General features: G+C 57.6%; 32 protein-coding genes and 1 tRNA gene. 9 read left to right on the top strand and 24 right to left on the bottom strand.

Going from position 1 to position 24,694, the window contains the following annotated elements; translation table 11 throughout:
* From OC445_RS24740 to OC445_RS24635, 22 genes are all read right to left on the bottom strand, one after another.
* Positions 1-1,231: phage tail protein (locus tag OC445_RS24740; RefSeq protein WP_262020410.1), on the bottom strand; the 1,231-nt coding region annotated here is incomplete at its 3' end.
* The gene (locus tag OC445_RS24735) at positions 1,224-1,832 is read right to left on the bottom strand and encodes a phage tail protein I (protein WP_056783406.1); all 609 of its coding nucleotides are present in this window, start codon (positions 1,830-1,832) and stop codon (positions 1,224-1,226) included. The genes OC445_RS24735 and OC445_RS24740, both read right to left, overlap by 8 nt.
* 1 nt (position 1,833) lies before the next feature.
* Entirely contained in the window at positions 1,834-2,715 is an 882-nt protein-coding gene (locus OC445_RS24730; RefSeq protein ID WP_046071194.1) for a baseplate J/gp47 family protein, read from the bottom strand.
* Positions 2,712-3,038 carry a GPW/gp25 family protein gene (locus OC445_RS24725; protein ID WP_191955381.1) on the bottom strand — a complete coding sequence of 109 codons (327 nt, stop codon included), beginning with the start codon at positions 3,036-3,038 and terminating at the stop codon, positions 2,712-2,714. Before OC445_RS24725 ends, OC445_RS24730 begins: the two co-directional genes overlap by 4 nt.
* A 5-nt stretch (positions 3,039-3,043) precedes the next feature.
* The gene (locus tag OC445_RS24720; RefSeq protein ID WP_104503369.1) at positions 3,044-3,313 is read right to left on the bottom strand and encodes a hypothetical protein; all 270 of its coding nucleotides are present in this window, start codon (positions 3,311-3,313) and stop codon (positions 3,044-3,046) included.
* 57 nt (positions 3,314-3,370) lie between these two features.
* The gene (locus tag OC445_RS24715; protein WP_262020412.1) at positions 3,371-3,904 is read right to left on the bottom strand and encodes a phage baseplate assembly protein V; all 534 of its coding nucleotides are present in this window, start codon (positions 3,902-3,904) and stop codon (positions 3,371-3,373) included.
* Between the two features lie 29 nt (positions 3,905-3,933).
* Positions 3,934-4,449, bottom strand: a complete 516-nt coding sequence (locus OC445_RS24710) for a hypothetical protein (protein ID WP_262020409.1) — start codon at positions 4,447-4,449, stop codon at positions 3,934-3,936.
* Complete coding sequence (locus OC445_RS24705; RefSeq protein ID WP_262020408.1) at positions 4,449-5,108, bottom strand: hypothetical protein; 660 nt, start codon at positions 5,106-5,108, stop codon at positions 4,449-4,451. The genes OC445_RS24710 and OC445_RS24705 overlap by 1 nt, the downstream gene beginning before the upstream one ends.
* Complete coding sequence (locus OC445_RS24700) at positions 5,105-5,425, bottom strand: hypothetical protein (RefSeq protein ID WP_046071190.1); 321 nt, start codon at positions 5,423-5,425, stop codon at positions 5,105-5,107. The genes OC445_RS24705 and OC445_RS24700 overlap by 4 nt, the downstream gene beginning before the upstream one ends.
* 2 nt (positions 5,426-5,427) lie before the next feature.
* Positions 5,428-6,423, bottom strand: a complete 996-nt coding sequence (locus OC445_RS24695) for a major capsid protein (protein ID WP_262020407.1) — start codon at positions 6,421-6,423, stop codon at positions 5,428-5,430.
* A 62-nt stretch (positions 6,424-6,485) separates the two neighbouring features.
* Positions 6,486-6,824, bottom strand: a complete 339-nt coding sequence (locus OC445_RS24690) for a head decoration protein (protein ID WP_099236005.1) — start codon at positions 6,822-6,824, stop codon at positions 6,486-6,488.
* The gene (locus tag OC445_RS24685; protein WP_262020406.1) at positions 6,821-7,963 is read right to left on the bottom strand and encodes a head maturation protease, ClpP-related; all 1,143 of its coding nucleotides are present in this window, start codon (positions 7,961-7,963) and stop codon (positions 6,821-6,823) included. Before OC445_RS24685 ends, OC445_RS24690 begins: the two co-directional genes overlap by 4 nt.
* On the bottom strand, positions 7,960-9,441 hold the full coding sequence (locus tag OC445_RS24680; RefSeq protein WP_262020405.1) for a phage portal protein: 1,482 nt from the start codon (positions 9,439-9,441) through the stop codon (positions 7,960-7,962). Before OC445_RS24680 ends, OC445_RS24685 begins: the two co-directional genes overlap by 4 nt.
* A complete protein-coding gene (locus tag OC445_RS24675) occupies positions 9,441-9,647 on the bottom strand; it encodes a phage head-tail joining protein (RefSeq protein ID WP_056783432.1) in 207 nt (68 codons plus the stop codon). Before OC445_RS24675 ends, OC445_RS24680 begins: the two co-directional genes overlap by 1 nt.
* Before the next feature lies 1 nt (position 9,648).
* On the bottom strand, positions 9,649-11,655 hold the full coding sequence (locus OC445_RS24670; RefSeq protein WP_262020404.1) for a phage terminase large subunit family protein: 2,007 nt from the start codon (positions 11,653-11,655) through the stop codon (positions 9,649-9,651).
* Between the two features lie 4 nt (positions 11,656-11,659).
* Entirely contained in the window at positions 11,660-12,217 is a 558-nt protein-coding gene (locus OC445_RS24665) for a terminase small subunit (protein ID WP_104503376.1), read from the bottom strand.
* A 203-nt stretch (positions 12,218-12,420) separates the two neighbouring features.
* Positions 12,421-12,765: a phage holin family protein gene (locus tag OC445_RS24660; protein WP_043046669.1), complete on the bottom strand. Its 345-nt coding sequence runs from the start codon at positions 12,763-12,765 to the stop codon at positions 12,421-12,423.
* Positions 12,766-13,292: 527 nt separating this feature from the next.
* The gene (locus OC445_RS24655) at positions 13,293-13,658 is read right to left on the bottom strand and encodes a hypothetical protein (RefSeq protein WP_262020403.1); all 366 of its coding nucleotides are present in this window, start codon (positions 13,656-13,658) and stop codon (positions 13,293-13,295) included.
* Positions 13,651-15,870 carry a VapE domain-containing protein gene (locus tag OC445_RS24650; RefSeq protein ID WP_262020402.1) on the bottom strand — a complete coding sequence of 740 codons (2,220 nt, stop codon included), beginning with the start codon at positions 15,868-15,870 and terminating at the stop codon, positions 13,651-13,653. The genes OC445_RS24655 and OC445_RS24650 overlap by 8 nt, the downstream gene beginning before the upstream one ends.
* Positions 15,860-16,087: a TraR/DksA C4-type zinc finger protein gene (locus tag OC445_RS24645; protein ID WP_122539654.1), complete on the bottom strand. Its 228-nt coding sequence runs from the start codon at positions 16,085-16,087 to the stop codon at positions 15,860-15,862. The genes OC445_RS24650 and OC445_RS24645 overlap by 11 nt, the downstream gene beginning before the upstream one ends.
* Positions 16,080-16,598 carry a phage regulatory CII family protein gene (locus OC445_RS24640; protein WP_262020401.1) on the bottom strand — a complete coding sequence of 173 codons (519 nt, stop codon included), beginning with the start codon at positions 16,596-16,598 and terminating at the stop codon, positions 16,080-16,082. Before OC445_RS24640 ends, OC445_RS24645 begins: the two co-directional genes overlap by 8 nt.
* Before the next feature lie 327 nt (positions 16,599-16,925).
* Positions 16,926-17,186 (bottom strand): hypothetical protein, encoded by a 261-nt coding sequence (locus OC445_RS24635; RefSeq protein ID WP_262020400.1) that lies wholly within the window; start codon positions 17,184-17,186, stop codon positions 16,926-16,928.
* 78 nt (positions 17,187-17,264) lie between these two features.
* On the opposite strand from OC445_RS24635, the gene OC445_RS24630 reads away from it, so the two are divergent.
* Entirely contained in the window at positions 17,265-17,987 is a 723-nt protein-coding gene (locus tag OC445_RS24630; RefSeq protein WP_262020399.1) for a LexA family transcriptional regulator, read from the top strand.
* Positions 17,988-18,009: 22 nt separating this feature from the next.
* Here OC445_RS24630 and OC445_RS24625 read toward each other — a convergent pair whose 3' ends face one another.
* Positions 18,010-19,401 carry a KAP family NTPase gene (locus OC445_RS24625; RefSeq protein WP_262020398.1) on the bottom strand — a complete coding sequence of 464 codons (1,392 nt, stop codon included), beginning with the start codon at positions 19,399-19,401 and terminating at the stop codon, positions 18,010-18,012.
* A gap of 370 nt (positions 19,402-19,771) precedes the next feature.
* Between OC445_RS24625 and OC445_RS24620 the strand changes: the two genes are divergently transcribed.
* The 7 genes from OC445_RS24620 (at position 19,772) to OC445_RS24590 (ending at position 23,660) form a co-directional block, all read left to right on the top strand.
* Positions 19,772-20,353 carry a hypothetical protein gene (locus OC445_RS24620; protein ID WP_262020397.1) on the top strand — a complete coding sequence of 194 codons (582 nt, stop codon included), beginning with the start codon at positions 19,772-19,774 and terminating at the stop codon, positions 20,351-20,353.
* A 9-nt stretch (positions 20,354-20,362) separates the two neighbouring features.
* Positions 20,363-20,647, top strand: a complete 285-nt coding sequence (locus OC445_RS24615) for a phage antirepressor KilAC domain-containing protein (RefSeq protein ID WP_065935947.1) — start codon at positions 20,363-20,365, stop codon at positions 20,645-20,647.
* 155 nt (positions 20,648-20,802) lie between these two features.
* The gene (locus OC445_RS24610) at positions 20,803-21,129 is read left to right on the top strand and encodes a pyocin activator PrtN family protein (protein ID WP_262020396.1); all 327 of its coding nucleotides are present in this window, start codon (positions 20,803-20,805) and stop codon (positions 21,127-21,129) included.
* A gap of 48 nt (positions 21,130-21,177) precedes the next feature.
* On the top strand, positions 21,178-21,579 hold the full coding sequence (locus tag OC445_RS24605; RefSeq protein ID WP_065935949.1) for a hypothetical protein: 402 nt from the start codon (positions 21,178-21,180) through the stop codon (positions 21,577-21,579).
* Positions 21,576-22,118, top strand: a complete 543-nt coding sequence (locus OC445_RS24600; RefSeq protein ID WP_065935950.1) for a phosphohydrolase — start codon at positions 21,576-21,578, stop codon at positions 22,116-22,118. Before OC445_RS24605 ends, OC445_RS24600 begins: the two co-directional genes overlap by 4 nt.
* A gap of 218 nt (positions 22,119-22,336) precedes the next feature.
* Positions 22,337-22,609, top strand: a complete 273-nt coding sequence (locus OC445_RS24595) for a DUF4224 domain-containing protein (RefSeq protein WP_262020411.1) — start codon at positions 22,337-22,339, stop codon at positions 22,607-22,609.
* A 1-nt stretch (position 22,610) separates the two neighbouring features.
* Positions 22,611-23,660 carry a tyrosine-type recombinase/integrase gene (locus OC445_RS24590; RefSeq protein WP_152748582.1) on the top strand — a complete coding sequence of 350 codons (1,050 nt, stop codon included), beginning with the start codon at positions 22,611-22,613 and terminating at the stop codon, positions 23,658-23,660.
* A gap of 116 nt (positions 23,661-23,776) precedes the next feature.
* Here OC445_RS24590 and OC445_RS24585 read toward each other — a convergent pair.
* Positions 23,777-23,867: transfer RNA gene (locus tag OC445_RS24585), tRNA-Ser, on the bottom strand.
* Between the two features lie 152 nt (positions 23,868-24,019).
* On the opposite strand from OC445_RS24585, the gene OC445_RS24580 reads away from it, so the two are divergent.
* On the top strand, positions 24,020-24,691 hold the full coding sequence (locus tag OC445_RS24580) for a Bax inhibitor-1/YccA family protein (protein WP_003192030.1): 672 nt from the start codon (positions 24,020-24,022) through the stop codon (positions 24,689-24,691).
* Positions 24,692-24,694: the final 3 nt, after the last annotated feature.

Here is a 24,694-nt window from a genome sequence, read left to right as displayed (position 1 = left end):
TACCGAAGTGACAGCGCCATACGTTGGATTCACGTATAGCGATGAAGTCTCCGCCAGGAGAAAGTGTGTAAGGAACTGCCACGGCCAAGTTGTTCATTGCCAACTGATCACCAGCGGCAACAGCAACACGCGAGGTGGCGGACTGTGGCCCCGCAGATATCAAAACCGCCGCACCATTGGGAACGGATTCCGTCGCCGGCAGTGTCACGGTTACGCCGGTCGCTAACTCCAGGCGCTTACCGATATCGCTGACAGTCAGCACCCTACTGGCTGTAATGCTGATAGATCCGCCAAAGCTACCTGCCGAACGTGCAACAAACTCAGTCGTCGCGAGCGATTTTGAACTGTCGAATAGTGGTGGTGTGTTGGCTGAGGGATCAACGAGCGCTGGCGAGTTAATCGGTGCAAACCCTTGCGTCACGTTCTGGAAAGTCAGTGGGGTGGTGCCCAGAGCAATGGCCCCGTCGGTGATCAACTGCCAGCGTGTATCGGCCAATGTGGCGCCCTGCTCAACAGAGACCAGCATCGCCGACGTGACCTCTGCGTTCGCGTCCGCATCCGCGGTGCGCGCCCAGGCACCAGCGGAGACAACATACAAACCGTTGTCCTTTGCGCCAGCCTGGTTTTTCACGAGTACACGATCACCCGCTACCAGGGCGACGCCATCGACAGCCTGCAGGCCGGCGAGCGCAATGTTCGCTGTGGTCGCCACCCGTACCGACTGCTTGCTGTCGAGCTTGTACACCTCTTCCATGATCCGCTGATCAACATATTCGCGAGTAGCCAGCACTACGGCCGGGTCAATCTTGAGCGTGATGTTGCCGGTGCTGGACACGATGAAATTCATGCGCACTACTTGCGTGCGGCCCGAGCCCTGAGACATCAACGGTTTGAAGCTCGGCGCGCAGTTGGCCACCGCCACAAGATCGCCAGCTGCGTCGTACAGCCCGATTTCGCGAATCCAATGCCCCCCCTCATCAGCCGGAATAATCTGCTCGGCAATGATCACCGCCGGGTTCACCGGATCGACCCGCACCTGATTCAGTGGACGGCGGCGCCATTCGTTGATCAATTGGGTTTGTGTCGCACTGGGAATGGGGTCGGTGCCGTTTGCATCGCCCACACCCATCTCGGTGAACTTCCAGGGAATGCCGAGCGCGTCAGCATTGGCCTGCTTGGCCATCCCCACGTTCGTGAGGATCGCGAAAAACTGCGAATTCGCATCAATCATAATAAACGTCCAGGGTGTCTATGGAGTGTTCGCGCCCGACCACGCCGATGGTTCCTGTGACCTCGATGTCACGCATAACCGGCGGGTAAACGTCGATTTCGTCGCCTTCGTAGAGGGCAACACTGATGTTCAAGACGCCTTGGGTTTCGAGGCTGATCGCCAGCCCCGTCAGGTGCCGCGTGACCGGTTTGGCGTCGTCGATCAGGCGTTCAAGCTCCTGATACATTTCCTCGGTAATGCCGGTGTCCAGCACCCCGACCTTTAACGCAAAGGTGCCCGGGATCCCTTCGGGCCTCATGTTGAACCACTCGATAATCTCGATGAGATAGCCCAGCGGTTCGACCACTCGGCGTAACGCGCCGATGGTGCCCTTGTGGGCATGTATGTAATAAGAGGCCTTGATGGCGGCGCGTTTGGTCGCCTCGGTCCATCGGTAATCCCAGCGATCCACCGACCACGCCCATGCCAGGTGCGGCAGCAAATGCACCGGGCAGGTATCAGCGTTGTAGAGGTCGCGAAGCGGGACAATCGTTTTCTCGAAAAACGTAGCCTCCATGGCCCGTTCAAGCTGCGTACTGTTGATCGGCAATAGGCTTTTCATGTCAAGCCGCCAGCGTCACGGTGTAGCCCGTACAGTAGGCCGCCTGAGCTTTGGTCGGCGCCAAGTCCTGCCAGCCGACCAACTCAACCCGAGAAACGCCGGCAACGTGTAACTGAGCGTCTACGCCGGAACGTGCCACCTCAACGCCGAGCCGTTTGCGCGGATTGATCCAAGCCGCCAATCGACTTTTCGCCTCGGCTAAACTGGCATCAGCTTCTGGGCCCGCGCTGGTCATGTGCAGGATCGCCTTGATTTGGTAGCGGATCACCTGGGCACTCTGAACCGTTACCCTATCCCCCACCGGCCGCACGTCATCGTCATTCAGCGCAGTTGCCACCGTGGCGAGCAGCTCCGGTGAAGCCTCCCCCTCCCCATCCAATCCCAGCACCGTTACCGTCACGTAACAAGGCGCGGGGCTTTCGGCCGTGGCATCCGCCACCAGCCCCGAGGCGTTACGCGCATGCAGGATGTAGCTGTTACGCGGGCCGGCCGTGGTCAGTCCCTCATAGGCCAACTGGATGCGCTCTCGGAACGCATCGTCGTCTTCTTTGACTTCAGGAACTGGCGGAAAGGCCAGTAGATCCTCTGCTTGAATGACCAGACGTTTGAGATTGACGTTGGCCCCCAGGTGATCGAGGTCACCGCGTATGGCGTGCGCCAGCAATACCGCTTTGCCGGCGTCATTGACTCGGGCGCGGTTGCCGACCTTGATGTAAGCGCCAACCTCCAGCACCTTAAGCACCGGATCGCTCTCCAGCGCAGCAGTCCAGTTGCCGCCCATGTATCCGCGAAAGACGCCAAGTCCCTCCTGAAAAACCTCTTCGAAGTCCAGCGGCTCCAACACGGTCGGCGCCGGCAACGACGACAGGTCCACGATACTCATACGGCCACCTCCAGCGTGACGCTGTCGCCCAGGTACTGCCCGACGATCTTCAGGTTAATTTGCCCGCCGATAACGGAAATGACGCGCACTTGATCCAGCTTCAATCGCGGCTCCCAGCGACCCAGTGCGCGGGCGACTTCCGCCTGTACGGCGCTTTTCCAGCCGTCAGTAACGGGCAAGTCAACAAATCGCCGCAGCTTGCTGCCGTAATCCATCCGATGCCGCCGGCTGCCCAGCGGCGTACCCAAAATGTCTGGAACCGATTGCCGCAAGTGTGCGATGCCGGAAATGGGTTGGCCGGTGTGGCGATCCATTCCGATCATTGTCATTACTCCTTCAATTGCTCCAGATCTGGATGCGCTTTCAAGAACGCAAATTGATCATCACCACATGCGGTAACTCGACCAGCAACAACAGGAAGCGTCCCGCCGCCGGGTAGGATCAATGTCCGCGAGGTGAAAACCTTGTCGCGAAAAACACGCGCTGTTCCGATGGACTCAACCGCTTCAGCAGTAACGGGGAAACCCAGCGGTGCCGGCTTCAACCCCGGAACCACAATGGCCTCGGCAGAATCGCTATCAGTTCTAGACTTACTCATAAGGCAAACTCCAGATATGAAAAAGCCCGCACTGGGCGGGCTGTTTGTGGGTTGAAATTAATGTGTGTGGTGATTGCTGTTGCCACCAGCGTCGATGATCGCACCGGCACTGGTGATGCCTTTCGTGACGTGTAACGCCCCGTCGATCATCACCGCTGCTTTCAGATTGATGTTGCCGGTGGTCACGTTCACGGCGCTGTCCGTCACGACCACTTCTGTACTGGCGACTTTGATGGTCACCGTACCGCTCGGCAGGGTGATGCTGTAGCTCCTGGCCTGCCAGTCGTAAATCAGCGAGCCGCCATCATCAAATCGCCACACTTCCACATGATCCCGGTTATCCGGTGGCGGACCCGCGTTGCCATACAATCCCGGAATGAACGTGCCCTGTGACACGTCACCGCTGGCACTGACCAATGTCCCCTGCTCACCCAGAGACGGAGCCCTCCAATGCCTGGCCTTGCCGGCGGCGATGCTGTGCCAGCGCACCCAGGCGCTAGTCCATTCGCCGTCCGAAACCCGACACACCGGCGGAGAGGCAGCCAAGTCGACTGCTATCACAAAACAATCCTTGACCACCCCCGCAAGCATGCGGTCGTGCTGGGCAGCAACATAGCCGCTCACAAGTCCTCCGCTGGAACAAAGTCCTCTTTGACGTCGTTGTTAAAGCCAAACAACAGCATGCCGGGCGGCTGATCGGGCCAAGGCCACTCTTCAGGGCCGAGGTACACCTGCTGCGTCCACTCCACCAGCCAAACGGTGTAACCATCCAACACTGGCTGGGTCCAGTCCTGTAGTGCCTGAACGAACTCTGCCGGCTCGACCTCCAGCCCCCAGGTCTGAGCCCGGAGTAGGACCGCAAGTTGGGTAGCCAACTGCACCGCCTGCTGCTGATGCAGAGGATAGATCGGGTCGACGACGATACGTGCCTCGAACTTACACACCAATGTGGTTTCACCCGTGCCGATATCGGTACCGGGCTCGATCTCGGCCAGCTCCAGAAAGACGGCTGGTAAAGCGATGCGATTCTGAATGTCCGGCCAGGCACTTACCGTCTGAACCCCTGGCAGATGGCTCACCAGGTGTTGCTCAACCGCCCGGTAAAGCTGGTCCAGGCTAAAAGGTTGGTCAGCCATTAACCGATCCTCTTCAAGTATTTCTGCAGTTCGAAGTTGAGCTCCTGCTGCAGGATCTCCAACAGACGCTCGTCCGCCTTTTGTACCCAGCTTTCAAAGTGCGGACGGGCTTGTTCCAGAGATACCTTGGCTTTCGCTAATGGAAAGCGATTTCCATTTTCTGCGACCCATCCAGAACTTGCACCGCGACCAGCGGATACCGTGCTGTCTGGGTAATCATCAGCATTAAAGTGCTTGCTCGCAGTGCGAATCCAAATGTCTGGCTTGTTGCCGTAGACCTTCTTGAGAAACGCGCCTTGATAACGCCGCCCCGCCACCGACACACCGCTGCCGGTTTGCCTCGCCCGGCCGATCCGGCTGGACTCGATGGCATTCAAGCCGAACCACAGCTTGCCGCTCGATGCCCCGCCGGACACTGGGTAGCTGCGCAACCGTTGACGCACTGCCGCGACAGCAATGCGCTCCTGCCTGCTGACTGCACGGGCAATGTGCGTGCGCAACCAGCCCAACGTCTTGTTGATCGCGCGTCTGTGGGCCGCCGCCGCTGCCTTGGGCACCAACTTGGCGAAGTCCTGAAACGCCTGGAGATCTGCAGCTGACGACTGGATGGAGATCATCCCGCCGCCGGCCGAGGGTTTGACGTAGCTACCGATGATCATGGGCGCAACCTCAGGATCAAGGCGACCAGACCGTCGCCGCTCGGCTCCAGCTGCAGCAAGTCGTAATCGCCGCCGCCGTCCAGGGCGGGCAAGTCGATGCTGACCAAAAGCCCGCGTTTCAAGCCTTCCGAATCACTGACGCGGATCTCAAACCGAGGCTCACGCAAGCCGGTATTGAGCTTGCCGAGCTTCGGCTGCAACCAGGGCGCGGCAAACATGCCAAGCACCGGCTCTTCACGGCCCTCGATCCGCGCGCTATCGCCCAATGTTTCGAAGACCACTTCGTCGATGTCGTCAATCAGATCGCGGAAGGCCACGATCACATCTCCAGCAGGATCTGCGCGCGAGGCCGCGTGCACAGGTGCAACGGGTTGGACTGTGCTTCGCCGGCCACACCCTTATTGAAAGGCAGCGGCTCGATCTTGCTGTAGTACGGGATGCCCTGGGTGTTGACCGTCTCCATGTAGTCGGCCGGTGCGAAGGATGAGATGTACAGGTCAGGAACGCCCTCGGGGACCAGAAGTGCCTTGTCGTCATGGACGAACGCAACGCCAGCAACCTTGCCGCGATAACGCTCCCAGACGATTCCGCCGAACTCGAAACTTTCACGGGCATCGCCACGCAGAGACGCGGCCTGCATGGTGTTGAGGTATGTCTCTTTGACCGACTCGTGGTCGAGCAACTTGTTCCAGAAGTTTTTGCCGCAAAAGGCGCGGGAGCCGGTAGTAGTGACGTTGCCCAAAGCGTCCTCTTGCATATCCAAGGCTTCGCCACACTTAACACGGACATCAGTGTCCGGGTTGTCCAGTTCCATGGGAAGCTTCTGTCGCTCGACACCGAAACGGTCATGGATGTCCAACAGTACGGTCTTGCCGTCCGCGTCCAACACCTTCCCGTTCAATGCACCCATGCGTTGAAATTCGTGGGTGGCATCCAACTGGCGGCGTGCCTTACCCAGACGTTTGTTGACTACGTCCTGCACGGCCTGCAACTCGGTGAGAGAGCCGAAGGCGCGTATGCCTTGGATCTCATCTGCCTTGATGGTGAAGCGTTCCGGCAGGTGCACGGTGTTGAACGGAATCAACATACGCTTAGTCGCGCCGACCACCAGGCCCGAGGTACCACGCTCACCCGCTGGCACCAACGCAAGGGTGTCTCCGTCCTTCTCGATCTGCACGGTCAGCGTGCTGATGCCCTCTTCGCGGAAAAGGCCAAGGCTGCTGATGCGGCCCGGCAGGTATTCCTGCTCATTGATTGCAGCAGTCAGCGAGGAGACGCTGAATGCATCGTCTTCAAAAATGGCGATATCGGCCATGGGATACTCTCCAGAAACGAAAAATCCCGCACTCGGCGGGATGGATAAATGAGGTGAGCGTCTTAACGGACGATCACGAAATGGGCGGCCAGGGCCTTTTCGGCTGCGGGGTCGAGGCCGGTCAAATGGACTTCGCTGACTTCGGCCTGACGCACGATGGCGCGGCCACGACGAACCACATCAGACTGCCCCAGCGGACCGTAGAGGATCGCGATAGCGTTTTCAGAGCCGTCCTCAGCTGTCGGCTGATAGGGTGCAAACTCGCCCGTAGCCGTCACCAGCCCAAGGATCTGGCCCGGCTCCAACGCCGGCCCGGCGGCGACGTTGATTGCTTCGCGTGAAATAGTGCCGGGGCCTTCAGACAGCAGGAACTCGCCCGCATGCATCGATTCAATTTTCATGTTCTTACTCCTTTCGAGGTTCCGTTCTGCGCCGCCTGCCGGCTAGCCCAGATTGAATGACTGTCGACCTGTTTGGCCTTGATAGTGGGTGCCGGATCATTGTCGAGCGGCAGACTGTTATTGATTTCAAAACCGCCGCCGCTGCTTACCAGCTTGTCGAACAGGCGCGCCCTGACAGCTGCTTCATCCAAGCCGGCAGCCAGAAATTCCCCGGTTAGTTCCGGCAATCGTGCCGCGACACACAGTCCGTTCAGCGCTTTCGCCTTGGTCAGCGCCGCAGTGACTACCGCTTCGCTTTCCAGCTTCGTCGAAGCGAGTATCGGGTCCACCAGGTTGCTGATGCCTGCCGCCGCACACCCCTTGGTGACCATCAACGCCAATCCGGCAGCGTCCAATACGGGTGCTGGATCCGCAGGGTTTACAGCATCAGTCGGCTCGACATCTGGCTCTTCGTCCAACTGGGCCAGCAATTCAGCCGGGGCATTCTGAAAGCGCTGCAACACGCTGCCCTGACCGAGGCAGGCTTTCACCTTCAGCCCGTCGCCCACTTCATCCGCAAGGCCTAGCGCCACCGCCTCATTGGCGGTCAACCAGGTCTCGGCGTTGACCATGCGCCGCAGCTCGGACTCGTCGATGTCGGGAGCTTTGGACTTGTAGGCCGCAATAATCGCTTCCAGCGTCTGGTCCAGCACGTCGGCGACACGCCGGAAGTCCTCGGCATCACCACCGGTAAAGGTGTAGGGGTTGTGGATCATCAGCATGGCATTGGCCGCGATCACCACCCGGTGAGCGCCGCACACGGCGACACTGGCCGCGCTGGCCGCCAACGCATCAATGCGCCCGGTACAGCGCTCGCCCAAGCGCGACAGCGCGTTGTGAATAGCCAGGCCGTCGAACAGGTCGCCGCCGATGCTGTTGAACGCCACAACCACCGGGGAAGCACCGTCATCCATGGCCCGCAGATCCTGAACAAACTGATTCGCGCTGACACCCCAGGTGCCGATCTCGCCATACACAAAAACCTCAATGGTCTGTTGCTCGGCTTCGCCGCTGGCCTGGAAGGTGTACCAACTCTTATCCGCGACTTTTACCTGCTTGCCAGCCTTGTCATAAATACGCGGGATCGGTTTTTTACTCATGGTTGTTCCTTGTCATCTGTCGGCTCGATGGCATCAAGCGTGGTGTAGTTGAGGCCCAGATCCGTGGACCTGGCGAGGTCGGCAGCGTTTTCCGCGTCGATGGTTTCCGCGTCGTAGCCGTTGCGCAGACACATCTCGCTGCGCGAACCGAAGCCTGCCTGCACTTCCATCCGCCGTGCCTGCACGTCCTGCACCGGCTGGATGTAGGCCCAGCCTTGCGGCACCCAACGTGTGCGCAGGTATTCGCGCCGACGTTGTGCGTAGTCCTCCAGCAACAGGGCGCCGGACAGCACCGCCATGTCCATCCAGGCGGCACGCACTGGCCGGCACAACTGATGCACGTACACGCCGAATTGAAGTTGCTCCAGGCGGCGCCGGAACTCGTTGAGTACCACCCGCAGCGCCCGGTCGTTGACCTCTCGCATATCGCCAGTAAGGATCTCGTACGGCGTGCCCGAACCCGCTGCCGCCGCCATCAGTTGTTGACGCATGAAGTCCGGGTAGTTGTTGCCGGCGTCCGGTGGTTTGGAGAACTCCACCTCTTCACCTGGCCCCAGCTCCTGCATCGTGCCGGGCTCCAAGGCCACCATCGGTGTGAAGCCGTCGCGATCGGTGGTCAGCAGTTGCCCCGTTACCGGGTCACGCGGTTGGTGCCCGCTGTCCGGCGCCGGTCGCTTGATGAAGCCAGCAAACAGGTTTGCCACCTCCTGGCGAAACAGCACCGCGTCGTCGTAGTTGTCCAGGCTGCGCAATCTTTTCAATACCGGTGCCAGACGCGGCACGCCGCGAAGTTGCCCTGGCTCCATCGGTTCGAAGATGTGCAGCACCTGCGTCGCCGGCACCCGCACCAACTGGTTGTACCCGCCATTCAGCGACGATGAATCGCGTGGGTGCGACAAGTACATCCAATACGCTACGCGCTTGCCGGCCGGGTTGAACTCGATCCCGGCGCGGATGACGTTGCCGTTTTTGGCCGTCTCGAACTTGTCATGTGGGACAAATTCAGGGGCCAGCGCCTGCAGTTGTAGCGGCACCGCTAGCCCCTCACTGAGGCTGCGCGGCCGCAATCGCACAAAGCACTCACCGGCCGTTTCAACCGTGCGCGCGACCAGGGCCTGCATGCCGTAGAAGTCGGTCAGTTCATCGGCGTCCGCTTCGTCAACCCAGTCGTCCCACAATTGCTGCTGGAGTTTGCGCAGTTCAGCATCATCCGTGGTCGGCCTGGGCGTGATGCCGGTGCCGATCAGGTTGCTGACGCGCTTGTCGATGACATTGAAGGCGTACGGGTCATTGCGCACCGCCGCCCGCGAACGTGCCCGCAGGTTGCGCAGGGCCGGGGTGTTGATGCTGTTGATGCCGTTGTCGGTGGCCTCCCAACTGGCCGAGCGTCGGCCCTCACCCGCGCCTTCGTAACTGGCCTTGATGTTCGACGGCAGCAAGAATCCATTACGGGTTAGCGTCGGATAGTGTCGTGCCATTAGAGTCCTTTGCCTCCATGCATGAGCCGAACCACGCGAGAGCGCGGCCCGGCGGCGTTGGTCAGCGACGTGCGGATCTCGTCGCGGGCCTTGAGCAGTTCGTCAATGGAACGGTATTCCACCGTACGGTCGCTGTAGCGCACGGTCTTTTCACCACGCGCAATGGCGCGCTCGATGGCTTCGAGGTGCTTCGGGGTAAACGACATATCAGCGTCTCTTTAGGTAACCGCTGGTTGAGCTGCGGCGTTGTGGGGTTGCAGCGGGTCGCGGTTGAACGACCGAAGCAACGGCTTGCGGTGCCGGCTGCGGCGGCGCAGGGGACTGCTCGACCACTGTCACGCGTTCAGCCTCAATCACTTTTTCATCGAACAGACCGGCCTGGGCCAGCGAGTTACGAACCCGTTCCCAGTCATGTTCCTGGTACCGGTTGATGCCGAGGTAATGCGCCATTGCCAGGCAGTACACCATCAGGTCGAGCGCTTCGTTTCGTTCGGCTTTGCCCTTGATCCACTCAATACGCTTGTGACCGCGCACGTACTTGGCGACCTTGCGCTCGGCCACGCACTGGGCGAAGAACTCGTCCGGCAGGTCATTGGCGAAATGCAAAGCCCCTGGACCGGACTCGAACTGGTAGCGGTTGTAGATCCAATCCTTTGCGGTGTCGGTACCGACAAACCAAAGCTCGGCGCCGCCGCGTTCGGTCTGGCCCTTCCAGGTCACGTCGACCATGGACGGCCGCTGAGCGATCACCGGCTTACCGGGCTTGCTCGCGCCCTTGATGGCGAAGATGTTGCGCCAGCGTCGTACGCGGCAGAACTGGTAGACCTCGTCGGTGTGGTGACCACCCGAGTCGACCGCAACCGCGAGAATGCCCAGGCCAACACCGCAGGGATGCCGGTACCGCTCTTTCAGCAGTTCATCCAGCACAGCCCAGGTGCGCTCGTCCGAAGGATCGCCCGCGATCACCCTGTGGTCGATGACCCAGCGCTCCATGCCGACGCCCCAGCCCATCGCCATGAACTCCAGGCGATCAGCCTGCACGTCGACAGCGCCGGTGATCATCATCACGGCGGCGGGCATCGCACCGAGGGAGAAACCTTCCCGCCGTGCGCGCTCGATTAGCACCGATGCCTTGGTCTGCTCTTGTGCGCTGTCCCAAACCTTAGCTAGACGAGTGTTGTAGAACACCTGCATAGGTTCTAGGTCGCCCTTTGCTTGAGCTTTTTTTGCCTTTTCGAATTGCCTGGCGAGCGTGCGCCAGTCCATCCAACCCGGAGGGGAATACAGCGCATTCAGATGGAAGCCGACGGTCTCGCCATCGCCTTCAGCCTGGGAACGCCACTCACCTTGGGCCAGCATTTGACCCTTGAAGTGCTCTTCAATCAGCACGTCGCAGTCCATCCCGGACGCTGCGCACTTGTAATGCACCACACTAAAGTCTGCAGAGTAGAGAAGGTTTTCCCACTCGAGTACTTGCATGTGACCGCAGTACGGACATGGAACGTAGTAATAACGCTGATCGCTTGACTCGAATAGGTCGCTGATACGCGAAGCGCCCTTAATTGTCGGCGAACTGGAGAAATAGAACTTGGCGTTGCGGCCGAAGGTACTGCCACGCGTTTCTGCCAACTCGATAGGATCGCCCTCTTCGCCTACGTCAACCTCCCACCGGTCGATCTCATCGCCATAGATATAACGCGCCGAAAGCTCTGAAAGGTTTGCTGCGGATCCCGCAGTGGTTACATAAAGTGAGCCACCCTCGAACTCCTTGGTGTCCATGGTATTGCGTGCATCTCGCGACCTGGTGGAAGCGACACGCTCACGTAAAACAGGCGTGGCTTTGATGGTTTTGTTGATCCTGGAGGACACCCGTTTTGCCAGGCCAAGACTAGGTAACAGCGCGAGGATATTCGACGGAGCCATATGAATCAGGCCGCCGATCCAGTTCAGACCGATCTGCGTTTTCATCAATTGCGATGCGACCATAGTGATCACACGCTTGCAGGGATGCGCCGGCGAAAGGCACTGCATGGGTTCACGAGCGTAGGGAGTCCGTGAGGTGCGATACTGGCCTGGCTCAGCAGCCCCGGTGTCACGCGGGATCCGCATATACTCGTCAGCCCACTGATCAATCCAGATATCCGGGTCAGGTTTTAGCCCACGGAAATACGCATTACGATAAACCTCTTCACCATCAGGCAATTGCGTATGCATGGGCTTAACTCGTGTTCAGTGCATGTTCAAGGTCGGATGAAGACATACGCTCAGCGTCTTCTAAAGAACGGCGGATCGCCGCTGTTAAGTGCCTCTCGATTTGCCATGGATCAGTCATCGCTGCCAGCTCAGGAGCGAGCTGCGGGGACATTCCAAGGAGCTGATCCCGCAAAAGACGTCCAGCGTTGTAAGCACCGGTTTCAACTGCTTCGCGCTCGACCAGAGAACCCTGCTGTTTGTGAAAGTTGGCTTGCTCCTGCAGTGCCAGGTAGTGCTCACGCAGCGCACGAGACTTTTGAAAGTCTGCCGCCAGCCCAACCTGCGGCACCGCAGGTTCTTCGGCGGCGTTTTGAGCCTCCCTTTGAAGGCGAAGCCGATTGTGGCGGTCCGCGACAGCGGCCTTGCTCGGATCAGCAGAGTCAGCGAGCAACGCCTCGGTAGCTTCCAGGTCGACCTTGCCGTCGTGAGTCAGCACCAGCCGATCCTGATTAGCCAGCTTAGAAACATACGATTTGGCCCAACCACGTCGCGCCGCAAACTCCGTTTTGCTGATTACGGTCATGATGGAATGTCCTGTTCACCCAATGAATCCGGGTTAGTTCACCTGTTCACCTCAGTTCACTAAGCTGGTGAACTGTTCGCTAACGCTTTCCCGCGGGTTTCATGCCCCGTGTCGGTAGGATGTCGTCAGGGTCCCCGGCGACTTTCGGCGCACCATCTTGAAGCATCGCGCTACAGGCCACGTATTTCGTGGCCTCCAGCGCATCACGCCTGACCACTGCCCGAGGGCGGCACATCGCACACGCCCAACCGCTTGGCGGCCCAGCGTTCATACAGCCCGATAGCGACATCGGCACCGGCCATCGCGGTGAGGCACCCGATGCTGCCTGCCGCCAGGACCGACATGCCCGAAGCGTGCAGCAACATCATGGTGGAAAGACCGCAGACCACGCAGGCCCCGGATCGAAGGAGCAAGCGGCGAATCAAGGACCAGCCACTTACCCCTGCTTTATCGGCCCGCCATGCCTCGCCGGATATGCCGCCGACCAGGGACAGCACGATCACCATCCAGATCGGCATATCAATAAGCGCTTGCTGCTCGTTCGTCATCGCCCTACCCCATAAACGCAAAAACCCGGCGCAATGGCCGGGTTCAGTGTGGTGGTGTGTCCCGCTGCTTGCGGTCGCACCTATCGAAGATGGGTACTTTTTACAGGTGGATTATCATGGCAGCAAGCAGGTTTTAATGCCATGGAGCAATACGGGTGCCATACGGGTATGACGCAGGTGCAACGGAGGGACAACGCATTCAATCGGCTATCGCTTCTGGTGCCCTGTCTTACTTGTCCCACTATTCTGGATGGAGGTAGGACAGCTACAGGCGCCTAAATACGGGGCTCTGCCCTACTGTCCTACCTTTTTTACTTTTCTCTTGTGTATAGAGAGAAAGTTAAAAGCACGCGTGCGCGCCATGGGCGCGACTACGTGCCCCCTATGCTCATGTGTGCGTGGGGCGGGTAAAGGTTGGACAGTAGGACAGCCCGGCAACGGCGCGGCCTGCGCCTGTCCAACTGCGCAAAATGGCAGTCGGACAAGGCGGGACAGTAGGACAGAAGTACGCGGAGTGACGCCGAAGATCATGCAGCCTTCCCCATCAGCATGCCGGCGATGGATACATGGGCATCGTGTAGCCGACGGTAATAGGTCGGCGCACTGCAACCGCAATGAAGCATTTTCTGTGAGAGGAAGCTCTCGTGGTTGCAGTAGTGTTCCATCACTACTAGGGCCAGCTCGGGCGCCAAGTGTTTGTTGACGATCAACTCGATATCCGCCGATTCATCCAGCAGCACCCGACTACCACGCGTGCCGCGTATCAACTCCCCTTTGCACTCAATCAGCATGGCGATCATGTTGCCGCCACTCGGCCCGCCAGCACCGTCTGGCGCAGGCGAATGCAGATCCTGCGCCCAGAGTTTGAGCATCTCGTCGATTCGCTTAATCATCGAAGCAAGGCTCCTCGATCACCGCCTGCTGCAACGCAGACGCACGCCCCCACCCCGCAGGCTTTTCATAGGCCCATGGACGCACTCCGCTTTTTGGCAGCGCGGGCATACGCCGCTTGCGCCAGCCCAACCGGTGCATGATCGCCCCGACCCGCATCTGCTCGGGTTTGCCCCAATGGCCGAAGTCTAGTTTCAACGCCTGGGTCAGGATCTCGTTGCCGGTGGCGGTTTCCCCGATCTGCGACTCTTCCATCCAGGCCAGGATTGGCCCTTCCCACTCATCCACCACAAAGCGCTCGTCTTGAGCCTCGGCGAACATCTTGGATTCTTCCTTATTCACCCACCAGATATCGCCCGCTTCAAAGCAGAACAGCGCCTCAGCCCACAGCTGATCGCGGATCTCGCGCAATTGCTCCAGGTCGACCTTGTTGCAGAACACCGGCCAGTAACGGCGGTTGCCCGTGGCGTCCTTGAGGTACTCCTCTTGGTTGGTGGTGCCCACGAAAACACACTGGCGTGGCACGTCATTCGTTCTGCGGCCGTAGCTCTCGCGGTAGGTGTCGGTGGACGCGGAAAAGAACTGTTTGGCCTTGGTGCTTTCCGCCTTGTTGAAACTGTCCAGCTCGCCCAGCTCGACGATCCACTTGCCGCGAATCGCCTGGAAGCTGTCCTTGTCACCGAGGGCAAAGGGCGTGTCCATGAACCACTCGCCGCCGAGGACGCCCATGGCCGTGGACTTACCGGCGCCCTGCCCGCCTTCGAGGATCATCACGGAGTCGGCCTTGCAGCCCGGACGCATCACACGGGCGACGGCCGAGATAAGCCAGCGCTTACCGACCTTGGCCGAGTACTCACTGGCCTGAACGCCCAGCACGTCGGTTAGCCAGGTTTCAATGCGTGGCACGCGATCCCATTCCAGCTTTTCCAGGTACTCGCGCACCGGATGGAATGCATGGTCGTGGGCAACCACGCTGACCGCCTCGATCACATGGGACGCCTTGACCCGCAGGTTGTATTGCTGCGCGAGCCACTTCATCACTCGCATATCGTCAATGTCAGCCCAGTCGCCCGCACCGCCGCCAAAGGGCGCAGACCGAAGCTTGACGATCTTGGAGCTGAACACGCTGTAGCCGATGACACCGGCCCAGCGTTCGTCATTGCCCAAGATCAGCTCAACGTTTTGCATGTGCGCGATCAGGGAGCCGTTTTCGGTGCGCGCCAGTTGGTCCTTCCAGCCACCCGCTGCAGGAGGCTTAACCACCGCAAGCACCTGGCGGCGGACGGCCTCCAACCCCTCGGCGACGTGCAGGTCGTTGAAGTCGGTCCACTTGATCTCGCGCTCGCCGGAAAACACCGGGGCAACGACTTGACCGCCGACAACCAGCGCGGCGTTGTTGGCTTTCTCTTCACCTGGGTTCCAAGGGTCACCGTTGGGGCGCTTGGTCTTCCAGTCGTCGTCCCGGCAGATGATCAGCGGACAGCCAGGGAAACGCTCGCGCATGGCCTTGGAGACCGGCAGCAGGTTGCCCGCATCGAAGGCGATGGCGACGGTGAGCGAAGTCGCCATGTGCAGGCTTGCGCCGGTGGCGTAGCCCTCACACACCAGCACTGGCTCGCCCGGTTCAGGGTGTGGGCCGATCAGGTGGAAGGCGCCTTCCTTCGACATGCCGTAAGGCCAATACGCTTTGTCTCGCCCGGTGTCCTCTTGCTTCGCAGGAAAGATCACCTGCAGGCCGACAATCTGGTCGCGCACGTTGCACATGGGCACTAAAAAAGCGCCGGTACGGGGCGCATAGCGAACCTTGAATCCAACGATTTGCTTTCGATCTAGATAGGCGCTCTTGCCCTTTTCGGGCATGCGCTTGAACAGGCCGGCGGCGCGGTTGGCTGCTCGGCGTGACGCGTTGGCCGTGATCTCGGCGGCCTTACGCTTGGCGTCCTCCTGGCGAGCGCGCATGACTTCGCGCTCTTCGGGACTCATGCGTCCGGGCTTGATCTTGATCTTCTGGGTGTCGCCGGAGCGCCAATCACCGAAGCTGCCGAAGATCAGGATCTCGTTCTTTTCAGTGCGGTGTTCGTGAATGACGTACCAACCGTTCTTTTCCTTCCCTTTGTCCTGGGTGGTTTTGCAGCGGGTGAGCTTTCCGAATACGAGGGGCTGAGCGGGTTCGAGACCGTAGTCCGCGAACTGATTGAGCACGTCATCGAGCATAACGGGAAGCCCTCAGATCATCAGCGGTTTTACACCCAATGCAGAGCGTGCAACCGGGTTGTGCCAAGCGGCGCGCCTCAGGAATAGGTTCGTCGCACTCATCACAGAACATTAGAGAGTGCTGTGCCGTACTGGACATCAGCGCCAAGCGTGCAGCAACGGCCTGATCGATGCGCTCTTGCACCAGGTCATTTGCGAAGTCCGCGATATCAGCCACGGTCCACCCCACAAGTCGTCTGATTGACGTAACGGGCGCGGTTATACATGCCCAGCAAACCCTGGATCCCGCGAAACACAAGCTGACGTATCTCAGCCAACTCTCGGTCATCGACCTTGCCATCACCAATATGCTTAGCCCAAGTTTCGGACAAATCGGCGACCTGCCGGAAAAACATGGCGATACCCGTGGTAAGTGTCTCAGGCATGTCGTTGGTGCACGCCTCAGCCAGTTCCTGCCAGATCGTGTCGCCAACAAGGGCGTGCACCGCATCGAGAATGCGACGATCCTTGGTCAGTTCGAGGATCTCGCCGAATTCCTGGATGTTGACGGCGTGCGAAGGATGGGTAGGTGACAGCTTGTGCTGCAGCGTGGTGGCATTACGGCCCGTCGTAGCTGCGATTGCAGCTGCACCGCCTGGATAATCCCGCGCGGCGTGGTACAGCGCTAATTCGAGCGTCAGGACTTCCCGTTGTGCTCGATCAACGCAACTCAGAGCGATTCGGCTCATGGCATTAATCCTTATAAGTTGCCAGTGCCGCGCGGCGTGTAGTGGTGTTACATTTGCCGCGTGGCTTGAAAGGGCCCAAACGCCGGCCAGATCTTAGGGATCAAAACCGGCACCGTGCCGAGGCGAACAGTCCGTTGCTCACCTCTGGCGCAACAGCTGCCTAATCTGTGGTGGAAAAGGCAGCAACCCAAGACATCCGTGTCTTGGCAGCGCGATAAAGGGAGGTGGTTTGCATGTGGTGTGCCCTCCTACCTTCGTCGCGACCCGACAGCACTGTGGTGGTGTGTGCCGGGAGGAACTGGGCGGCCCTTAGGCCGCCTTTTTCTTTTACGCTGCAGCTTTCTGCGGCGCCGACGCATTAAGAAGCCAAGCAGCCTCAAATGCGTTGCCCTTTTGCTTTGCAGCGGTAGCTAGAAGCGCTGCATAGTGGGTTTCACCGGTGTAATCGGTACGTGGGAGGCTGGCAGCCAAGCGCCATTTATTGAGTGCTTGGTAACTCCTGTCGCATACCTTAGCCGCAGCCCCGATGCCTCCTACTGCTTCGAATGCGAACGCGATGGCATTGGGGAAATCTGTGGGATCCAACATGGCAACCTCAAATTATCAACTCGAAGTTGATATTAACATCAACTGACTATTGCGCAACCCCTGTGAGAGTATCAACTCATGGTTGATAAGAACGAATTACGGGCAGCTTTCACGGCGCGCCTTCACGAAGCACTCGACGACGCTGGCGTGCGCGCCCGTGGTCGTGGGGTGGATATCCATAAGCATTTGAAAAAGGCAGGCGTAGATAAGAGCCCTCAGGCCGTGAGTAAATGGCTGAACGGCGATGCTGTACCTGAACCTGACAGCATGGTCGCACTGTGCGCGTGGCTCAACGTGCGGAGAGAATGGCTAGAATACGGCGTTATGCCTAAGGGGCAGGGATCAGAAAGTAACGTTCATCACCTTAGCGGGCATGACAGTAATGTCCGCGATGTTACTCGCCGGTTTGGAAAAGTCCCGCTGATTTCGTGGGTACAAGCGGGGGCATGGTGTGAGGCAAATTTTGTTCAGCCGGACGGTGAATCTTGGCTTTCATGTCCCGTACCTATTAGTACTGCCGGTTATGCGTTGAAAGTGATGGGAGACTCTATGACAAATCCGGGGCCTGGTCGTAGCTATCCAGCAGGATGCATAATTTTTGTAGATCCGGAAGCTGAAACAAAGACCGGCGATCGAGTGATCGCCCGTGTACCGCGAACGAATGAGGCTACGTTTAAAATTCTGGTGGAAGACGCAGGAAGACAATTTTTGAGGCCAATTAATCCGCAATACCCAATCATTGATATTACGGAAGAAACGCACATCTGCGGAAAAGTAGTTGGTTCTTTTATCCCGGAGTGAGCGACGAAACACTAGCGATTAATTATTCAAAATTAAAATCTGAAAGCATATCGATACGATTCAACACTTTACTCAGCGATATGCCTCTCCCGCCTCGAGTAAAATGCTCGACCAATTCAATCACCCTTGCAGCATTTCCTGGATGCTGCTCAACATTGTTATTAGGCCCAGCAGTATCTCGAAGTAAAGCGACACGCTTTGCGTACCAAGCCTTCGCACTGTACGACTTGCCTGCAAGTATTAAAGCTTCAACAGACTGCCTAGCCCAAATACTAGAATCATCATTCCCGGGCATAACGACCTCTATTAAAGATAACACATCATCTGCGCCACCCTCCTCACTTGATAGCGAGGCGTAAACATCGGGATACTTGTCTTTAATTACAAGCAAAAACACTATCAATTCAGGAAAGAAATATTCGTTATCACGGACCGTTAACGTAATTAATTTTATCTTAGAAACCAGTTGCTCGATACTCCTGAGAGACATGTGATAGCTGACGGCCTTAATGGCTCCGATTACATGCTCTCGATCGTAGATGAAATCACCACGCTTTCGAGTAGAAAAATATTTATCCAGTTCTAGATGTGTAAATAAATGCCTTACAAACTGGTTACTGTCGTTAGTCGGCAAAGAAAATTCAATATCTATAAACCGTTTCAAATATCCGAGCGCATCGAAATCAGCCCCATATACAGCCTGAACACTGTGAGCCAACTGAACCTTGTCGAGCGCCAAAATAAAGATCAGGCCCTCAACGTCTAAGAGGTGCTTAATTCTCTCCAGCAATTCAATCGCGTATGTCGGGCGGCAACGATCTAGCTCATCAACGAATATGTAAAGCTTTTCCTTAATTTCGCCCTGCCCCGCAATTACCTCTGCTACATTCTTTTTGAATTCAGCAATACACCCCTTATCCTTCGTGTACTGTTCCACAACATCTTTAGATAGAGCCTCCGACAACTTTCCAGCTTCTCCTTCTATTATCTTATCAGTATCGATTATGCCCATTGTCGCAAGCTTAACTCCGACAGGGACGCCCCTCCGCAGAATGTGTACTCCTACCTCCTTCACCTTTTTCCAAGCTTTTCGCTTCTTTGGATTACCGGTCAGGAAACCCTCAAGACCGATATTCATCTCCCCTAAAAAAGCAAGCAATGGGTCGATTGCAAAATCCGTTTCCCATGCGCTAAAGTATATTGACTTACATTCCAGCTCCTTCAAGTTCGCGTGAAGCATTCTCATATAAGTAGTCTTTCCTGCTCCCCACGGAGCGTTAACTGACAATACGAGTGGTGAAGATACATTTTTCAATAAACGCGTCAAATTCCCTACGCTTTCCTTACGAGAAAACTTGTCGTTAAAGAATATATTATCTTCCGGAATTTCTAGCATCGAGTTCTTGAGCTTCAATTATTAACTCCGTCTATAAATCAAAATTGTATAAATCTCAGGTAAAAACAAGCGAGGAAGATTCAAAACATATCATCGAGTTCTCAATGGACCTACTGGAGAATCGCAAAAAACAGCTGAAATCAACCGACAGTTGACTTATCGCAACCATTGGTTGATATTCATCTCACTCTTCCACCACAGAGCGAGGCAACACCATGCACACCACAGCAACCCTGCACGTCCACCCAGCCGCTGCTAATCCCTCCAGAATCTTTGAAATCCGCCGCCTGGCGCAAGATTTGGGCTGCACGTTCATCGCGTCCAAATCCAAGCCTCAGCAGCGCTCCGCGCCCGCTCCATTCGATCCGAACGGCGGAGGACAAGCTGCATGAGCAAGTACAAACTCGACAACCGCACCTTGACCCTGCTCAAGGCCCAAGTAAACCTAACCGAAACCTTCAACCACCTGCTGCGTGCCGAAGTTCAGCGTGAGGCCCTAGCCTTCCGCCTGAAAGTCGAGCGCCGCAAAGCAGACACGCACTTCACTATTGAGTTGGGCTGCGAACGCCACACGCTGACCCTGACCAATAGTAAGAAGATGCACCTTAAGCTTGCGGACTTCATTGAAGAGATCGTCAACGGGCCAACCAGCCCAACCGATCCGTCGTCTTTGCCGCACTCAGATCGCCGCTACGGCGTATTCGAGACTGAACACAAGCAACGTGTGTTCGACCTAGTAAAAACCGGCGGCGTGCTCAGCCTCGAAATGGGCTTTGAGCAACCGATCAATTTGGCAATCCATCGCAACAAGACCCGCACTGGCATTACCACCATCATGAGCATCGGCGTCAGGAAGCCACGTACCAAGTGCTTCACGGTGTATGGCAGTGACGTGGAGATCTACTCCATGGTGGCCGAGTCCATCACTCACCTGGCAGCCGTGGCGACTCCAGCCGCGCATGCAGCCTAGGAGGCGGAGATGGAACGTAGCCTGGTTAAAGCCGCCAAGTACTTCGGCCTCACCCGGCCCAAACTGATTGCGCTTATGCGTGATAAGGGCTTGCTCACTGACCGCAACCTCCCGGCGTTCCCTGTACGTGACCGAGAATACCTGCGGATCAAGAACGGCAACTGGTACCACGAGACGGCCGGAATGCAATACAGCCAGTCGACGAAGGTCCGGCAAGCCGGTATGCCCTGGCTGGCAAGTCAGCTGGGCCTCGAACTGCCAGCCATCCCGGCAGATAACCGTGACGTGGCCTAGGGAGTACGCCCGCCAGATCGTCGCCATGCACACACGCGAGGAGCGCAATGCCGCGCTCCTCGAAGTGCCGGAGCATCTGCGGGAGCTGACTAAACGCCACTGCCTAAATGCCTGGAACCACCCCTCACGACTCAAACGCAAGGAGGCAGCTGCCCATGAGCAACAACAGTCAAACACCGCTACGGCTGCAACCCGCGCCGGATAGCGCAACAGTCGAGATGCTGCATCAACTCTTCGGCGACGTGCTTATCCCCCTGGAAAAGCTGCGCGTGCATTACTTCAAGAACCTCAACGAGAAGACCTTCACCGAGGCGATCAACAGCGGGCGTATTCAACTGCCGGTGACAACCTTGGACCACAGCGTCAAGGCTATCCGGTATGCCCACATCAAACACGTCGCAGCACTGATCGACATCCGCGCTTACCGAGCGGACGAAGACATGCCCCGGCCACAAAACGATTCAACCGAGCAACACCAGTAACCCAGACGGCTACCACCACCAGCCACGAAACTACCAGGAGCACACCACATGACTGCAATTCAAATTTGCGCACTGATCAGCATCGTAATCGCCGCCGGTATCCTCTATTGGGTCGGGTATCGAGGCGGCCTTACTGACGGCAAAAATGAGGGCTATGAAGAAGGCTATTCCGACGGCTACGTCTTGGGCCGGGACGAAGCTTCAGCCGCATACGCAGCCTCTATCAAAGAAATGTCAGATCAATGCATGCGAACTGAACTCCTATTGAGCCGGGAACCGCAAGACCGTTACACACTTCTCGCCATTGCCGAAAAGCTGAAGCTCGCCGCAGACACTTTCCGCGCCGTTAGATCCGAAAGCCAAGCAACTCAGGCACTTGCCCTACGTGAAAAAGCACTGAACATGGCTGCGCTGATGGATCGTTTCGAACTGAAGGGGGAAGCCGCATGAACTGGATCCTCACCTCCACTGGCAAGCGCTTTGATCTGTTCGAGCCCGACGCCGACATGATCGACCCACGGGACATCTCGCACTCGCTGGCCCACCTGTGCCGCTTCAACGGCCACACCCTCGAGTTCTACAGCGTGGCCCAACACAGCTGCATCGTCGCCGAGCAGGTGCCGGAAGAGTACAAGCTCGCGGCCTTGCTCCACGATGCCGCCGAGGCATACGTGGGTGACATGACTCGGCCACTCAAGCAGTGGATTAGCGCTTACCAGCACTTCGAGGACTGCATCTGGTGGCGCATTTGCGAGCGGTTCGACATCGCTCCAGAACTCCCCGCCTGCATCTACAAGGCCGACTTGATTGCGCTGGCGACCGAACGCCGAGACCTCATGCCAACCGATCCGGCTATCTGGGATTGCTTGGTCGGCATCGAACCCATGGCCGAAACCATCCGCCCTTGGCCTGCAGCAGAAGCTCGACTCACCTATCACCAGCGCCTGATGGACCAACTCGCTATCGAACACCGGAGGAAAGCGGCATGAAGAACCACCAAGACAACACCAACGCCCTGCCCGCTTTGCTCCGCACAGCCAATGGTGGCGACACGCTAGAAACAAACAGTCTCTGCTGCGCAGCAGCAGGCATTACTGCTCCTTCCAGCGCCACTGCCGAGGCATTTGTACCCCACGAAAAGCTGCGCAGGGCAGCGCTCGCTGATGCAACGCTAAACGCTCAGGAACGCCCGCTCGCGCAGCCTGCCGTGGGGTATACGCATCATTCACGCACTAGAACTTTAGAAACTGAAATTTTCTCGGACGAAGAACTGGCCGACCTTACTGGATACAAGCAGCGAGCCCATCAACGGAGATGGCTCAACGACCGCAATTGGGTATTCGTTGAGAGCCGTGGTGGCCGCCCATTGGTCGGACGCATGTACGCTCGCATGAAGCTTGGCATGACCAATCCAACGTCTGCAGAGCAGAGCATGCCGCCGCGACCAGCTTGGACACCTGACTTCTCCAGGGTGAACTGAGATGCGACCTCGAAACACTGAGAACAGGGACTTACCGCCGGGAATGGTGCGGAGAAAGCGCCCTCGCAAGAACGGTAAAGTGTGGGTTGGTTATTACTACAGAGACTCAACGGGTAAGGAAATCCCGCTTGGGGGAGACTTGAGCAAAGCCCGATTGAAGTGGGCAGAGCTTGAGTCCAAGGAAAAGCCAGCCGATCTGACGATGATGAAGGGGATCTTTGATCGATACGTTCGCGACGTCATTCCGAAAAAAGGCGAGCGTACCCAGAAGGATAACCTAGCCGAGCTCAAACAATTGCGGCCCATGTTTGACGGGGCGCCCATCGACTCAATCACACCAGCCAATATCGCCGGATACCGCGACGCCCGTACAGCCAAGGTACGGGCCAATAGGGAGATCGCCCTACTCTCCCACGTGTTCAACATGGCGCGGGAATGGGGCCTTACCGAGCGGGAGAATCCGTGCCAGGGCATCCGCAAGAACAAGGAAACGCCACGTGATTACTATGCCAACGCCGCGGTTTGGGATGCGGTCTACGGGATGGCTGAGCCGGAACTCAAGGAAGCCATGGACCTGGGCTACCTGACAGGCCAGCGGCCAGCAGACGTGATCGTCATGCGCAGGGACGACATTGAGGGCGATTACTTCTTGGTCACGCAAGGCAAGACAGGGCTTAAGCTTAGGATCCTGATGTACACAGAGGAGGGAGAAAACAGCTTGGGCAGGTTGATTCGGGAAATTACGGAGAGGAATGCCGGCCACGTCTCGAAGTACCTGCTGATAAACAGGCACGGAAAGCGAATGACGAAGGGAATGCTGCGCTTGCGCTGGGATAAGGCGCGGGAGAAAGCTTGTGCCAAAGCAATCGAAGAGGGCGATCCGCTCCTCGCCGCGAAGATTGGCGGTTTTCAGTTTCGCGACATCCGACCGAAAGCAGCATCGGAAATCATCGATATTGGCGACGCAAGCCTGCTACTGGGACACAGTAAGCAGGAGATCACAAAGCGGGTTTACAGGAGGATTGGCGCTACTGCTAAACCATCAAAATAGGCAAAGTTTCGGAACGCCTACCCGAAAGTTTCGGAACGCCCCTCAAAAACCGTAGCGCTCCACCCAAACCCCTTAAACACGAAAGCCCCGCAATCGCGGGGCTTTCGTGTAAATTTTGGCGGGAAACCAGGGATTCGAACCCTGGGAACGCTATTAACGTTCGCCGGTTTTCAAGACCGGTGCATTCAACCACTCTGCCAATTTCCCTTGTGCATCACGGGATTATAGTAGCCCATCCCGTGTCAGCGGGCGCCATAATACCCGAATGAAACACACTGTCAAACTCTCTGCATCGCTTGTTACAAGGCGTCTGTTATGATCTTTGCGACTGAACGTTTCAAAACTGAAGGAGTGTCGCCATGCGCGAACAGAATTACGCAGTGAATGGCAACGCGCAGGCTGAGCAGCTTGAAGTCAGCCGCGTGTTGCGCAACACCTACGGCTTGCTCGCCCTTACCCTCGCATTCAGCGGCGTGATGGCTTACGTGGCCCAGCAGATGCGCGTCGGTTACCCGAATATCTTTGTCGTGTTGATCGGCTTCTATGGTCTGTTCTTCCTGACCAACAAGCTGCGTGACTCGGCCTGGGGCCTGGTGTCGGCGTTTGCCTTGACCGGTTTCATGGGCTTTATCCTCGGCCCGATCCTCAACCGTTACCTGGGCATGGCCGGCGGTGCGGAAGTGGTCAGCTCGGCATTTGCCATGACGGCCCTGGTGTTTGGTGGTCTGTCGGCCTACGTGCTGATCAGCCGTAAGGACATGAGCTTCCTGGGTGGCTTCATCACCGCAGGTTTCTTCGTGTTGCTGGCGGCGGTGGTGGCCAGCATGTTCTTCCAGATCAGCGGCCTGCAACTGGCGATCAGCGCGGGTTTTGTGCTGTTTTCCTCGGTGTGCATCCTGTTCCAGACCAGCGCCATCATCCACGGCGGTGAGCGTAACTACATCATGGCGACCATCAGCCTTTATGTATCGATCTACAACCTGTTCATCAGCCTGTTGCAGATCTTCGGCATCATGAGCCGCGATGACTGATCA

This window comes from Pseudomonas sp. Pse35 (assembly GCF_024519715.1).
Taxonomy (GTDB): domain Bacteria; phylum Pseudomonadota; class Gammaproteobacteria; order Pseudomonadales; family Pseudomonadaceae; genus Aquipseudomonas; species Aquipseudomonas paracarnis.
This window is presented reverse-complemented; position numbering and strand designations above follow the sequence as displayed.

Coding starts and splice junctions, on each gene's coding strand:
- OC445_RS24735 (WP_056783406.1), bottom strand. CDS start 1,832: ATGAAAAGCCTATTGCCGATCAACAGTACGCAGCTTGAACGGGCCATG.
- OC445_RS24730 (WP_046071194.1), bottom strand. CDS start 2,715: ATGAGTATCGTGGACCTGTCGTCGTTGCCGGCGCCGACCGTGTTGGAG.
- OC445_RS24725 (WP_191955381.1), bottom strand. CDS start 3,038: ATGATCGGAATGGATCGCCACACCGGCCAACCCATTTCCGGCATCGCA.
- OC445_RS24720 (WP_104503369.1), bottom strand. CDS start 3,313: ATGAGTAAGTCTAGAACTGATAGCGATTCTGCCGAGGCCATTGTGGTT.
- OC445_RS24715 (WP_262020412.1), bottom strand. CDS start 3,904: ATGCTTGCGGGGGTGGTCAAGGATTGTTTTGTGATAGCAGTCGACTTG.
- OC445_RS24710 (WP_262020409.1), bottom strand. CDS start 4,449: ATGGCTGACCAACCTTTTAGCCTGGACCAGCTTTACCGGGCGGTTGAG.
- OC445_RS24705 (WP_262020408.1), bottom strand. CDS start 5,108: ATGATCATCGGTAGCTACGTCAAACCCTCGGCCGGCGGCGGGATGATC.
- OC445_RS24695 (WP_262020407.1), bottom strand. CDS start 6,423: ATGGCCGATATCGCCATTTTTGAAGACGATGCATTCAGCGTCTCCTCG.
- OC445_RS24690 (WP_099236005.1), bottom strand. CDS start 6,824: ATGAAAATTGAATCGATGCATGCGGGCGAGTTCCTGCTGTCTGAAGGC.
- OC445_RS24685 (WP_262020406.1), bottom strand. CDS start 7,963: ATGAGTAAAAAACCGATCCCGCGTATTTATGACAAGGCTGGCAAGCAG.
- OC445_RS24680 (WP_262020405.1), bottom strand. CDS start 9,441: ATGGCACGACACTATCCGACGCTAACCCGTAATGGATTCTTGCTGCCG.
- OC445_RS24675 (WP_056783432.1), bottom strand. CDS start 9,647: ATGTCGTTTACCCCGAAGCACCTCGAAGCCATCGAGCGCGCCATTGCG.
- OC445_RS24670 (WP_262020404.1), bottom strand. CDS start 11,655: ATGCATACGCAATTGCCTGATGGTGAAGAGGTTTATCGTAATGCGTAT.
- OC445_RS24665 (WP_104503376.1), bottom strand. CDS start 12,217: ATGACCGTAATCAGCAAAACGGAGTTTGCGGCGCGACGTGGTTGGGCC.
- OC445_RS24660 (WP_043046669.1), bottom strand. CDS start 12,765: ATGACGAACGAGCAGCAAGCGCTTATTGATATGCCGATCTGGATGGTG.
- OC445_RS24655 (WP_262020403.1), bottom strand. CDS start 13,658: ATGATTAAGCGAATCGACGAGATGCTCAAACTCTGGGCGCAGGATCTG.
- OC445_RS24650 (WP_262020402.1), bottom strand. CDS start 15,870: ATGCTCGATGACGTGCTCAATCAGTTCGCGGACTACGGTCTCGAACCC.
- OC445_RS24640 (WP_262020401.1), bottom strand. CDS start 16,598: ATGAGCCGAATCGCTCTGAGTTGCGTTGATCGAGCACAACGGGAAGTC.
- OC445_RS24635 (WP_262020400.1), bottom strand. CDS start 17,186: ATGTTGGATCCCACAGATTTCCCCAATGCCATCGCGTTCGCATTCGAA.
- OC445_RS24630 (WP_262020399.1), top strand. CDS start 17,265: ATGGTTGATAAGAACGAATTACGGGCAGCTTTCACGGCGCGCCTTCAC.
- OC445_RS24620 (WP_262020397.1), top strand. CDS start 19,772: ATGAGCAAGTACAAACTCGACAACCGCACCTTGACCCTGCTCAAGGCC.
- OC445_RS24615 (WP_065935947.1), top strand. CDS start 20,363: ATGGAACGTAGCCTGGTTAAAGCCGCCAAGTACTTCGGCCTCACCCGG.
- OC445_RS24610 (WP_262020396.1), top strand. CDS start 20,803: ATGAGCAACAACAGTCAAACACCGCTACGGCTGCAACCCGCGCCGGAT.
- OC445_RS24605 (WP_065935949.1), top strand. CDS start 21,178: ATGACTGCAATTCAAATTTGCGCACTGATCAGCATCGTAATCGCCGCC.
- OC445_RS24600 (WP_065935950.1), top strand. CDS start 21,576: ATGAACTGGATCCTCACCTCCACTGGCAAGCGCTTTGATCTGTTCGAG.
- OC445_RS24590 (WP_152748582.1), top strand. CDS start 22,611: ATGCGACCTCGAAACACTGAGAACAGGGACTTACCGCCGGGAATGGTG.
- OC445_RS24580 (WP_003192030.1), top strand. CDS start 24,020: ATGCGCGAACAGAATTACGCAGTGAATGGCAACGCGCAGGCTGAGCAG.